Genomic DNA, 13,819 nt, shown 5'->3' with positions numbered 1-13,819 from the left:
GGATGAAATGAAAGCAAATAATGTTGCTGCCATTAATAACTGTTTTCTCATAACTGTTTTTTATGTTTTATTGCATTACGCGCATAGAATAACCGTGCTTCCGGTCTGAAGCAGGTCTGTCGGGGAGCGATGGTCGTATCCGACCCCCCGTTTTTCATTCATCTTTTTACCTGTTCGGGATCCTACAGGATCACATGATGTGGCGGAGGCCGGCAGGAGGATGTGTGAAAGCTCTTTTTCAGAAGACCGGAGTCGGGATAGGTCAGGATGTCCTTTCCGGAACAGAGAGGCCCTGATCTCCTGTCCTTTCCTTTGCGGATCAATGAACATCCAATACTCCGCTGTTTCTGTACAAATAAATGATGATTCGCCGGATAATATGGCTGTCGGCCTGTCTTCCGGCTGCTGAGCGGTCTCTGCAAAAAATCACTGGATATTCCGATGCATTCCCCTATAATGGTCGCGGGTTGCCGTGAAAACGGAACATCATACACCGCCCTGAAGTAATTTTTCAGAAAAAGAAAATTTACAAAAAGTATAAAACCGCCATTTATCCCAGTGTATATCATAAAATCTGTTCAGTTTCTATGCAGTGAATTGCATGAATATTTAAAAACAAATAACGGCGCAAAGATACTTCATGAAAATGGTTGGCAAGGGATTAAATCTGTCTTATTTTTTAGACATCATTTGATGATTTTTTAGACCTCTATAAAAAGATTTTCTGTGTTAGAATTCCGGATATGGCTGCTTAAAAAAAGCTGCCCTAACGTTTAGGGCAGCCTTAAAAATATCAATGTAAGTATGAATGTTTCAGGTAGGTAAAGACCTTATTGAATAAAGATAAACATCCGTGTTAATGGGGTTTTTCAGGAGCACCCAGATAACTCGGATGCTGATCATCAGGGTTTACGATAATACGCTCCAGGACAATCTCCGGATCGACCATGTAAACCTTCAGGGTATGTATCCCCGTTGTTTTTACATCAAGCGAAACATCCAGCCAGCGCTGGTTATCGAAGACTTCGGTACGCCGGGGCTTTCCACGGGAAGTAAGGGCATATCCGGGACCTGGATCAGGAAGCGGTTTCAGGGTTTTGGAGCGCATCAGGTTGGCCGGTGTATATTCTTTAAATTCATCATGATACCCTTTTCTGGCATCGAGCACCACCGGATCCTGACCATCAATTGCAACGGCTATTCTCAATCCCCTGGCCGGATTAACGTCCTGGGTAGGTAAAATTCCGAGCAGGACTTTCGCAGGACCGGCTTCCGGCAGAAAAATCCTGTATTCCAGCCGCGGGGCTTTCTCAGGTGCTGAACCTGGTGCCGTAGTAGGGTTGATTCCCATGCAAGTCTCTGCCCTTCCGAGTCCCGGCAAAACGATCCATTCGGCATTATCTCCGGAGATTTTGGCACTGAATTTATCTGCCGGGATCGAAAATTCACCGGAATATCCGCCATAATAAGGTGTCCTGCTTATTGGTGCTGCTTTTTTCAGTGTATTGACCGTTATTGGCACCCTGGTATTGCCCTGGGCAATCTCGATCAATCCCCCGCCCCTTCCGGCAGGCGCTTTTTTCCAGTCGATGTCTACATACAGCCGCTGTTCCGTTGCGGTTGTTCCTTTGGTATCACTTAACCTGATCCAGGGTTTATCTGCTTTGGCCGTAAATTTCAGTGAACCGGTTCCGCGGTTGAAAATATCAATATAATACCGTTGCTTATCCAGCACATCAAATTGCGGGAGCACTGCTGTTTTTTCTGCGCCGGGCCAGGCTTCGGTATTGCCTTCTACTGCTACTCCGAGTGCTGGCGAGGGTAACGGGGTTACTTCATTAAGGGGAGGCAGCGCGTTCTGAGCCGGCATCGACCAGTGTTTGTAACCGATGTGCACATCGCTCATCATATTCTTCCATTTGCCGCCGGCCACGGAATCGTTGTAGCGGGCTGTCAGTTTTTTATCCAGCTCAAAAAGGGTACGCGCACGATCAGCATAGGTATTGGCATTTATCCTGCCCTGTTTAGCGTAAAGATTATTGCGGCCGGCTGCTAAATAGATCTCCGCCACACCGGCCGACGCTTTGGTAGGATACAGCACCAGTTGGTAATAAGCGTCCAATGCCTGTTCAGGCATTTTCTTTTCTAAAGCTTCCGCTCTTGCAGCAAGATCCTGCCAGCGTTTCTGTACGCGCTCTGCTTCGTGGTAATTCACGAAACTGAAAATTTCCGGATCCTGTACTTCCGGTTTCCGCATCAGATTATACTGTGAATATTTGGATACGATATCCGCGATTTCGGCAGCATGTTCCTTTCCGAAAATTCCTGTGGCCCAGTCGGTCATATAATCCGAAGTCTGAGTGGCGGAAATTGCATCGGGGTTCCAGGCATAGCGCATGATAAAATCGATGGGCATCTCTTTTGGTTTGAGATCGCCTACATTGACGATCCAGATCCGGTCGATGCCGCTTTTGTACGCGAGGCTGAACTGCTCCCGCAGTTTCGGTACGGTGGTAGTGTTGATCCACCGGTCGTTCCACGGGCCGCCGTTCATATCGATATGGTAATACAGGCCCATCCCGCCTTTACGTTTTAATTCGCTGGCCGGTGCCGTACGGCGGATGTAGCCCCAATTGTTGTCGCAGAACAGCAAAGTGACATCCTCCGGGACATTCATGCCGGCATCATAATAACGCTGCACTTCGGTGAAAATCGCCCAAAGCTGGGGTACCTGGTCCGGATCCTTACCGTAGACTTTTTGTATAATCTCCCGCTGATCGGCCACCACCTTCCTGAGGGTGCTGATATTCTCGGCATCATCCCCTTTGCCCATGGCGACGTCGCCGTCGCCCCGCATGCTCATGGTGATCAGGTTATCGTAATTTTTATTCCGTTCCAGGCCCTCGGTCCAGAATTTTTTAAGATTTTCTGCATTCGTAACATAATCCCACGGACCGATCTGATCTTTGCGTTTGGTATATTCTTTCTGTGAACGCATCATCGGTTCGTGGTGCGACGTCCCCATTACAATGCCATATTCGTCGGCAAGAACGGGACTCATCGGGTCGTCTTCATTAAAGGCATTGCCCCACATGGCCGGCCATAAATAATTGGCTTTCAGGCGGAGCAGCAGTTCAAAAATATGCACGTAGGCTTTGGAGTTGATGCCGCCGAAGCTTTTACCCGCCCATCCGGAGAACGAAGGGCTTTCATCGTTGATGAAGATGCCGCGGTATTTTACCTTCGGGGACTCCTGCAGATAGCGCCCTGCCTTCACATATAAGTCACGGCTTTTCTTTACCGGCGCATCCGCCCAGTAATACCATGGGGATACTCCCATTTTTTCTGACACATCGTAAATTCCATAAATGGTTCCGCGCTTATCACTGCCGGCAATGACCAGATTGTCTCCTACGGTCTGGATCACGAAAGATTCCCATTTTCCTTTTAAATCCTCTACATTCAGCTTTCCACTGGAAATCAGCCGGTCGATCAGCTTACTTCTGCCGATGGTCCCTACAATGATTGCCCCGGGTACAGGGTTTGTGCCCGTAAGTACCGGTGCAGCGGCATCCGTTACTTTATGCACATCATCACCCAGGTCATTGGCTGCGCGGAGTACCCCTTTCCAGTCATCCGGATCTGCCATAATCTTTGCCGCATTCCCGGAAGCAGCAATTTTAAATGCACCGGCTGAAGCGGTATGCTGTACGTAATCCGGCAGCAGGCTCAAAATATTATTCTGCAGGGTTTGTGCGTGCTCCAATATGCCGGCCAATAACAAAGCGATATAAACCAATTGTTTAAGCATAAACTGATAATTTTAAATTGGTGTTAAGGTTTTACCCGAAAATTTCATACGGATGTCTAAATATATAAAAATAAATGTACTTTTTACAATTAATAATCATCCTATTTTTGCGACCTTTTACTATAATCCAAGCATATCTGATTATTGTGGTACCCAATCCCTTTGATGAGGAACTGCCGTTTGTTCAGAATCCTGCAGTCTTATCATATTGACTTATGATATTAAAATAATGCAAGACCTTTTAATAAGAAGATCATGCTTATCCATATCATTATTTCAATTACAAAACCCTTGTCAACCCTTTATTTTATTAATGATTTTTCTTTTTTTTAAATAAAAAAAAACTTAGTTTTAAAATTCTTATGGCTAAGAAAGGTCAATGAATAAAATTATTTTTTAATTATTTCTTCCCGGATTTAACCGGAAGCCGATCAGAAAAATCAAATTTTCACCTCATACGGACCTCCGGTATTTAATACTGTTTTATTATGAAAAATTATTTAACCTTATTCCTGCTGCTGCTATCTTTTCATTTGTCTGCGATCGATCATAAAGGCATCGTTTCGGGTGAACTGAAGCCGGGTAACTTTCCGCTGATCCAAAACGGCATTCCCGAAAAAATACTCATGGATCAGAATGACGATGCAGCCGTAAAGATTGCCGTTGCCAATCTTCAGAAAGATTTTGAGCGGGTGTCCGGTCAAGAGGCATCAGTGATGTTTCAGCCCCAGGCCAAAAGACTGATCATGATCGGCAGCCTGGGCAGCCAATACATCCGGCAGCTCATTAAAAACGGAAAGATCGACGAGAAGGATCTGAAGGGTAAAAATGAAAAATACATCATTACGGTTGTCAGCAATCCTATGCCGGGCGTAGAGGAAGCTTTGGTTATTGCAGGAAGCGACCGGCGCGGAACGGTGTACGGAACCTATGAGCTTTCGGAGCAGATCGGGGTATCGCCCTGGTACGACTGGGCGGATGTTCCCGTGAAAAAACAGCAGAACCTGTCCATTCAGAAAGGGAAATACACAGCGGGAGAACCGGCAGTAAAGTACCGCGGGATTTTCTTAAACGACGAAGCTCCGTGCCTGACCACCTGGGTACAAAATACCTACGGAACCAAGTATGGGGATCACCGGTTTTACGCCAGAGTCTTTGAACTGATGCTCCGGTTACGGGCCAACTATCTGTGGCCGGCGATGTGGAGCTGGAGCTTTTATGCCGATGACCCTGAAAACAGTGATACGGCTAATAAAATGGGGATTATCATCGGGACTTCCCATCATGAGCCCATGGCCAGGAACCACCAGGAATGGGTCCGCAAAAGAAAGGAAAACGGAGAATGGGACTATAGAACCAACCAAAAGAATATCGATCAGTTTTTCAGGGAAGGTATTCAAAGGGCTGCCAAAACCGAAGATCTGATTACCATCGGGATGCGCGGCGATGGCGATACGCCGATGGGCGGAAAAGAAGGGGAAGACCACAATCTGATTCCCAATGATGCAGACAACATCAGGCTGCTGGAAAAGATCATTCAGAACCAGAGAAAAATCATAAAAGAGGTGACGGGAAAGCCGGCCAGCAAAACACCGCAGATGTGGGCCCTGTACAAAGAAGTCCAGAAATATTATGACCAGGGACTGAAACCGCCGGATGACGTCATTATATTGCTGAGCGATGATAACTGGGGCGATCTGCGCCGCCTTCCCAGAGGAAAAGAAAAGAACCATCCCGGAGGATGGGGCATGTATTACCACGTCGATTATGTGGGGGCGCCGAGAAATTCAAAGACCATCAACGTCAGTCCGATCCAGAATATCTGGGAACAAACCCAGCTGGCCTACGATTACGGCGTGGATAAAATATGGATTGTGAATGTAGGAGATCTGAAACCGATGGAATATCCCATTTCGCTGTTTATGGACATGGCATGGAATCCCGAAAGTTACACCAATGAAAATCTGCTGCAGCACACCCGGGATTTCTGTGCCCAGCAGTTCGGAGACAACCAGGCCGATGAAGCCGCACGCATCATTAATTTATACAGCAAGTACAATGGTCGGGTAACACCGGAAATGCTGGATGCCGGAACTTATAATACCGAAAGCGGCGAGTGGAAGCAGGTATCGGATGAGTATCTCAAACTCGAAGCAGAGGCCCTGCGCCAGTACATCAGCCTCAGTCCCGAATACAGGGACGCCTACAAACAACTGATCCTTTACCCGGTTCAGATGATGGCCAACCTGTACGAGATGTATTATGCCCAGGCCATGAATCATAAATTGTATAAAGAAAATAATCCGGCTGCCAATTCCTGGGCAGACCTGGTGGAAAAAACCTTTAAAAGGGATACCGATCTGAGCTACGATTACAACCATGTGATGTCCGGCGGAAAATGGAACGGCATGATGATCCAGAAAAAAATCGGCTATACTTCATGGAATGATAATTTCCCGAAAGACACCCTGCCGGAAATTTACCGGATTGAAAAGGGTAAAATACAGGGAGGCTATGTATTTGATGCAAAAGACCAGGTAGTTGTCATGGAAGCCGAGCATTATTTTGAGTCCAAAAACTCCCCGTCAGCCACCTGGACCACCATTCCGTATATGGGCAGAACATTAAGCGGTGTCGCACTGATGCCCTACAGCAAAGAAGTGACGGATGCTTCACTGTCTTATAAAATGAATATTCCGAAGGACGTTAAAAAAGTGAAAGTTCATATCGTGGTCAAGTCTACCCTTGCCTTCCACGATCCGAAAGGCCACCGGTACAGCATAGGATTTTCCGGAACCGAAGAAGAAACCATCAACTTCAATCAGAACCTGAATGAAGATCCGGCCAACATTTATGCGGTCTTCTACCCTACCGTGGCAAGACGCATCGTACACAGCGAAGTTGAATTGCCACTGCCGGAAACCGCAGACGGACAACAGACTCTGATCATCAAACCTCTCGATCCCGGAATCGTCTTCGAGAAAATCATCGTCGATTTCGGCGGGTATGAGAAAACTTATCTTTTTATGGATGAATCTCCGGTTAAAAGAATGCCTTAGGCTGTTTTAAAGATGAAGGCGTTCGTAAAGATTAACCTTCCGAGCAAATTTTTGACAGGAGGAACTTAGGAGATCCGCCTTAATACCTGATTTCAGGATCATCTTTCTCGCAGGATGAATGCTGTGCTGGACAGTCGTCCTTTCGGGATTTTTAAATAATGGATTTTTTTTCCTGATTTAATAAATTCCGAACAATTTCCAGCTAAATACGCAACAGGCTGTTATAAAATTTAAAAACTATAAAAACAAAAACCGGAGCAGAAAAATTTCTGCTCCGGTTTAATGATTCATTTTGGTCCTTAGATCTTTATCATCCGGTCAGGACTGTTGTAAATTTTCGTTCAGTAAATAACGTGAATTCGACCGTATCAACATCATATTCAGCTTATTATTTAATTCAAAAATAAAAATGAGACTGATTCACTCGGGATTTTTAAATAATACTTATCTTGCCGGAGCAAATACACGGTTTATAGATAGGATTTTATCCTATCCTTTACTAAGCCGTCCTTTCAGGACTTTAAACAAGAGAAATCTGTCCCTGATTCAAAAAAAAACCGGTTATTCAGGATTGAATAAGAACTTCTCTCATAAAGCAATAACCTATTCAGTTTGATGATCAAGATTTTTGGTCCTGTGTCTGAGAAGAGAAACTTCCGGCATCCAGCTTCCCTCTTCCAGCCTTTATATTACGGTTTGTATCTCGAATTCACGTTATATTACGGTTTGTAACTCGAATTCACGTTAAATAAGTAATACAACTTATCATCATTTATGAATTTCTTCTGTTTGAACCTCGATTTCAATTTCTTCAAAATCATCCGGGTTTTCCTGAATCGGTTTTTCGAGCCTTATTCCGTCAAGATAGTAGGTAGTACCCAAATAGACTTCATCACCGAAAACGACCCCGTCTATTTTTCTTCTAAAACATTTTCCCGGCTCTGCCTTAATTATATTGTCTGTCTGTTTCATAATTTTATTATTACGTTATCGGATAAATTTTTGATGCAAAATAACTCCAGTTTGTTGCAGCCTTATAGGCAGAAACACTTGCAGCGGGTACATGAATTTCGACTTTATCTATTATTATCCCGTCAGCAACAAGATTAGTCCCGACCAAAACAGGAGGTGTCGTGGCCAATACTTTTATGATTACTCTTGTTACGCCTTGCTGTCCTACACTTGCACCAATTGGCAGGCAGTAATTCTCCAAGTAATTAATCGAAGCAGGAAGAATAATCGTAGCTTCAGTTTCATCAGATCGTAAGCTGGTATACAATCCATATGAATCAATTCTTTCTAAACTCGTACAACCAGATAAATCGACATGATTTGAAACAAGCTCTTCAACAGTATAATTATCTACATTATTGGACAGCATATTTTGAAAAATTCTTGTGATATACGGAAGGCTATACTTACCAGCCCGAGGATACACCCAAATAAATGAAAATCTATCATAAATCTTAACATTTTTAAATAAGTTAATATCTAAATATTTTCCCATAATTGGGGAAATTCCCAACTCTTCAACTTTATCAAGGTTGCCATTTATAACAGTTCTATTTGATAATTGAAAAGCATTCCTTCCTATTTTCTTAATATTAGGCGGAAAAGTTATACTTGACAATGTGTTATTGTCAAATGCATGATCTCCCACAGTTTCTACATTTGTAAAAAATCTAAATTCATCAAAACTTCCACCTAAATATGTTCCTGGAGTAGAATAAGGATTAAAAGTATCAGCAGGTATATCAGTAACAGCTCTTGCTTCTGCAAAGCTCAATTCCCCGTCACCATTGGTATCATACACTGACAATAAAGTAGCTTTCCTGGTCACATCCGAAATCTGAATAAAATTGGTAATACTTTTATACGTAAAATGAAAGTCCGGCCAATAGGCTTCCATAAAGGTTTTATCGTCTTCATATATGGTAGTAAAGTCCCATGTCCCTTCAACGATAGAGTTAGGCACTGTATTGCCTGAATCATCAACTCCTTTAGCATTTATAAGTGGGAAGAAATTTTCACTAGAAGAACTGCTGCCATTTAGATTACTAACTCTAACTCTGCTTAAATTTTTCAGAGTTAAAACAATGTCATTTACATTCATCAAAGGACAGTCCTTAATAACAAGGGTTTTAATTGAACTTGCTGTAAAAGTTAAGTTAGCATTGGTAATAAATTTTTGGTTGTCCAAAATCAGGGTATTTGCTGTAGAAGGAAGCGTTAAAGATACAAGCAAACCACCTTTGGGCAGTAATACCGATGATATTCCTGTACCTGCAGCAGAAACCCTCTTAATACTCGTACAGCCTGTTAAATCTATTGACTGTTTCAGATTGGGACAATTCGTTACATCCAATTCTTCCAGAATCGTATTATTGCCGATAAACAGGTTCCTCAGATTTTGATTTGAATAACCCGAAATCTGACTTCCGATTCTTAATCTTGATAAATTCAAAGCCTTTGATACATCAAGCGTTCCCAGATACTTTCCGGACAAATCCCCAAGATCTTTAATTGCAGATGCACCATAGATAATGGTTTCCGTGTCGTTAAAAGTAGTAGCCGGAGCCTGGACCAGGGAGGCCACATTTTTTCGCAATCGTGCCCTGCTGATGTAAGAACCGAACTTAATTTTCGTATACCCATCTTTCTGAGCCGTCAATAAAAAACTGGCATTTGGCGGAACTGCAGGCGTGCCCGAAGGTGTATAAAGCCTCATGGTAATATAGTCCGAAGAGAAAGTAGAGGTGTCATATTTCCCATCCATATACCGGAAACGGTTCAATAACCAATAATTCCGGTGTGATTTTCTTGAGCCCTGAGCGGTGTATAAGTAACTTCCGTTCCCGGCTACAACCAGGGGATCTATATATTTATATTTCGCATCTTCATTAAAAATACTTTCCGCCCATTGGTCAGATCCTAAGGTGTTAAAATAAGTGTTGCACTTATCATAAGTCAGAATCCCTGAAGTTCTCATTTGCTGATACAAAGCCGTAATCTCCGTATCAAAAGCAGCTTCAACCAATTTCCACAGCTCTGAAAGCGCGCCGTTCCATACAAAACCGCTACCTACCTGATCGTGGGCTTCTACCCAGTAATCATAGACATTGTGCCCTTCGTTATTAAGGCCTAAAACCGTGTCGTTATCATAAAATATAAGATACCAGCGCCTGTTTCCTTCAGTGTCCGGGTACATCGCAAACATCATATTTTTCGCCCGCTGATCCACCATCGCGAAAAACTCCGTGAAAACATAGTAAAAGAGTAAAAATTGAATATTAAAATGATCCTGAGCCTCGCTTTTGAATTTTGCAGGATTATTTTTGCAACTCACGATCCATGTATGCAAAGCTTCAAGATTTGAAGTATCTTCATTGTCTTCCGGATATCTTGCCTCAAAATCATTTTTCCACAAATGCTTACCGTTTCCGTCTACACCTTGAAAATCCGTAGCAATAAATAAGGTATTATCTGAGGTATTGTTTAAAAACTCCCAGCATTCCTGGCCTTCTGTAAAACCTGTCGTTGCTTCATTCGACTTATCATTGTTGAAATTATATTTCCCTAAGAAAATACGCTCCGAGTCCGGTGTCGCCCTGTGAAATATAAGCATGGGAAACCCGTCCATCGTCGTACGGATATCAGGGTTGGTTAATTGTGGCGGAACTAAATAGCCCAGTTGATTTAAAGAATCCTGTGCAAGCCTTGCCAGACCGATGTTGTGAGAACCTGAAGATTCCATGAAGTCAGCTTTAAAAGTAAATGTCTTTTCAGCCAATGAATTATCGCGAAGCTTATACCGTGAAGCAACCGATTCGCCACTTTTAAAGCCTCCGTTAAATTTGATTTTAAAGTTTTTCCGTGGGTAATATTGAGAAGACGTTCCCTGAACATCAATACTCGCATTGACATAGGAAAACGATTTTGCAGGATCCTGGGCATTTTCATATTCTCCAACAATTGTTTTTTTATCACCCTTATAAGTTGGCAGATCCCCTACAATGGTTAAGCATGGAATGGATTGTAAACATTTATCATAGGACAAATTTCCGAACGCATCGTAAAGTTTATTTCTTTCGTAAATGCTGACTTTTTCAACTAGATTATCCATGTCGGCAATGAAATTCGACAACATCTGATCGGCGTTCAGATTGTTATTGTAAACCCTGATGTTGTATAAATCAATATTGCAGTCACTGCTTCCAATGGTAATATTCTGGGGAGTTTGCTGTAAAAAGCTGTCTAATGAATTATACTGATATAATGAAGATATAATTCCATTGATATACACAAACACCAGTCTTTGGTCTGCAACCTTTGTAACGACCACACTTACACGGATTCTTTCATCTTCCTTAAAGAATATGGAGGTACCGTCCTGCTCGGAACTGAACGAAAAAGAATTTGAGGTCGCAACAAATCCGACATTCCCATTTTTGCATGAAAGGATAGTGCTGTCACTGTTTTTTATATCTGAAGTTGAAAATTCAAATTCTAATGTTTTACCACCGGTTTTAAAATCGTTATCGAATATTTTGAAAGGAATCGAAACCCTTGCATTTCCGCTGACTCTAAGCGCTACGGAACCCTTGGAGTCCTGAATCCACCCATTGGTACTGAAATCAAAATCAGTAAGGGTACATGACAGGTTTTTGTATTTCCACTCGTTTTTGTTAATCTCTGAATTGCTTCTGTTCCGGCTGCTCAAAAATAATTCCAGGCCTAACGTTTCGGCTTCGACCTGTATATCAAAAGCTGTTACGACCACTGACGTATTTTTCGTAACATTGCCACATTTAAAAGTCACAGTGTGCGTACCCGAATCCGTAAATGTATACGTGAATTTTTGTAAACTTCTATTGACCAGTAATTCAGAAACCTTTTCTCCATCGACCAAAATCTCCACATCGCTGTAATTTGACGATGGTGAATACACCAGATATTCAATGGAAGCCGGAGCGTACTGATTAGCAACAATATGATTTGCTGAAGATACCAGAGGCGTTACGTTACCGGCAACAACACAGATGATATCTGTAAATAAATGATTGCTTTCAATGATTTCTCCTGACAGATCTGCGGTCATATAACCCTCTAAAATAGGTACACCATGAGGCTGTACAGGGATTTCATACAACAATTCTTTGTTATTAACTGAAGTCACCACTGGCGGAAGATCCAATCCGTTTAATTTGAAATGGATTGTCTTCTCAACATTTCCTGTTGGAATATACCGGAAAATTATTGGTCCCGAATTAATAGTGGTTTTATCATAGGTCGTACTTAAAGCAAGTGCTATTGTTTGAATATGATATTTTAATTGTCGGTTATTTCCGTAACTGTCGGTTATACTGAGAGTAACGCTATTGTCTCCCGCCAAAATAAATGACGTGATATCGATCTCATTGACCCCCTGATCAATATTTTTATTAAAAAGAATTGTGTTTCCTTTTAAAATACTCGCTGTTCCTCCACCGGTTTCACGACCATCAATGCTGTCTATGGATGACCACGAAAACACGATTTTAACTTCGCTTCCAAATGATTTTACGAATGATGCAGGTATTTCAGATTTTGCGCGAAACACAATTCCATTGGCTCCTCCGTTTCCACCACCGATTCCGTACTCGCTTTCTGACTTTTCTCCTGAAGCTGAATAGGCAATCTGTTTAATAATTTTTCCCTCATCGTTTTTAATGAAAAACATGACGGGATAGATGAAATTTTTTGCAACTTCTTCATCTGATCTTTCATAATTTGTGAAATAAATTCTTCCTGTATTTCTCATTTTAATCTTCTTGTGTTAAATCAATAAAACCATCTGTTCCACCTCCGGGCATACTCATTTCAAGAACAGACCAGACAAAACCGTCAAAGGAAATTATTCCGAAATTCTCAATCGTAACTCCTGAAGCATTTTCGTAGACTCCACTCCCTGCCCAAAACCATTTTGCTGACCCGGGCTTAACCGTAATATGATCAGCAGGCCTTAAGATTCCTCCAAAGGAAGAATTTGTTCCTGAACCTTTAAGCAATTCGATCTGCTCTCTGTTTTCTTTAATATAGTCTACGATTTCATGAAGTTCATCAAGACGATCATCATTAGAATCCAGTATTTTGTTGATTTTCTCAATCAGCTGCAGCATTTCATTATCCTTTGCCTGAAGTATATTTACAATTACTTCGATTTGCTCCTTTGTATAGACATTTCCGCTCTCGTCACCATCGTCTATTGTGGCTGCCAGTTTAATCTTTAATTTCTCTTTCCATTCTTCTACATTCCTGGCAGTAAGATTGGAGGCATTCAATTTTGCGAGCACTAAATGATGTGCGCTTTCATCTTGCAGATGGTTTGTAAAAGTTGTGCTGGATACCGTTTTTTGAAAAGTTTCATTTAAACCCATTATTTCATCCATCCTGATATTATCATCTAAATGACGGAATGAAGAAAAGGTCTGCTGAAACTGATTTTCTGTGGGCATATCACCCTTTTCAAACCAGCTGAAAATTGTTTTTAATGGTACTTTCATTATTGTTGTTGAAAATTAGTTTTTATAAATTGATAAGTTGAGGGAAAGACTATTCCTGACAGAATTATTGCATTTAAACAGAATTCTACGTTTTTTTGAGCAATTATTGATTCCCGCCCAATTTTATCGTATGATCAATGGGTGAATTATTAATAGGGAATACCTTGGAAAACATATATTTTTCGCAATGATTATTTATATCATTTTAAATAAACTACATTCTTGTCCATTTCTTTCCTATAATGTTTTCCCGCTATATTTTTTGACTCCCATGAGCATTCGCATTTTTCAGGGTTCAAATTTCATTGTTTTCTGGCTCTTATAAAAGTTTTTAAACCTTGCTGTACTGTAGTTGCAGTAACAAATATTGTTAACAGAAATAAGACGGTATAAACTAAAAATCAATT

Annotated in this window: 6 protein-coding genes; 1 reads left to right on the top strand and 5 read right to left on the bottom strand. The window is 41.8% G+C overall.

The window, feature by feature from the left end; genetic code table 11:
• Positions 1–75 precede the first annotated feature (75 nt).
• Together CHA01nite_RS19725 and CHA01nite_RS19720 are read right to left on the bottom strand one after the other, a co-directional pair.
• The gene (locus CHA01nite_RS19725) at positions 76–330 is read right to left on the bottom strand and encodes a hypothetical protein (RefSeq protein WP_146944595.1); all 255 of its coding nucleotides are present in this window, start codon (positions 328–330) and stop codon (positions 76–78) included.
• 526 nt (positions 331–856) lie between these two features.
• Positions 857–3,811, bottom strand: coding sequence for a glycosyl hydrolase 115 family protein (locus tag CHA01nite_RS19720; RefSeq protein ID WP_146944593.1), 2,955 nt, complete (start codon positions 3,809–3,811; stop codon positions 857–859).
• A gap of 488 nt (positions 3,812–4,299) precedes the next feature.
• On the opposite strand from CHA01nite_RS19720, the gene CHA01nite_RS19715 reads away from it, so the two are divergent.
• Positions 4,300–6,870 carry a glycosyl hydrolase 115 family protein gene (locus CHA01nite_RS19715; protein WP_146944591.1) on the top strand — a complete coding sequence of 857 codons (2,571 nt, stop codon included), beginning with the start codon at positions 4,300–4,302 and terminating at the stop codon, positions 6,868–6,870.
• A 768-nt stretch (positions 6,871–7,638) separates the two neighbouring features.
• Here CHA01nite_RS19715 and CHA01nite_RS19710 read toward each other — a convergent pair.
• From CHA01nite_RS19710 to CHA01nite_RS19700, 3 genes are read right to left on the bottom strand one after another with little or no spacing between them, the layout of a single operon-like run.
• Entirely contained in the window at positions 7,639–7,842 is a 204-nt protein-coding gene (locus CHA01nite_RS19710) for a hypothetical protein (protein WP_146944589.1), read from the bottom strand.
• 10 nt (positions 7,843–7,852) lie between these two features.
• Positions 7,853–12,670 (bottom strand): CotH kinase family protein, encoded by a 4,818-nt coding sequence (locus CHA01nite_RS19705; RefSeq protein WP_146944587.1) that lies wholly within the window; start codon positions 12,668–12,670, stop codon positions 7,853–7,855.
• 1 nt (position 12,671) lies between these two features.
• Positions 12,672–13,412 carry a hypothetical protein gene (locus CHA01nite_RS19700; protein WP_146944585.1) on the bottom strand — a complete coding sequence of 247 codons (741 nt, stop codon included), beginning with the start codon at positions 13,410–13,412 and terminating at the stop codon, positions 12,672–12,674.
• Positions 13,413–13,819: the final 407 nt, after the last annotated feature.

This window comes from Chryseobacterium hagamense (genome assembly GCF_007991455.1).
In the GTDB taxonomy this organism is placed as follows: Bacteria; Bacteroidota; Bacteroidia; order Flavobacteriales; family Weeksellaceae; genus Chryseobacterium; species Chryseobacterium hagamense.
This window is presented reverse-complemented; position numbering and strand designations above follow the sequence as displayed.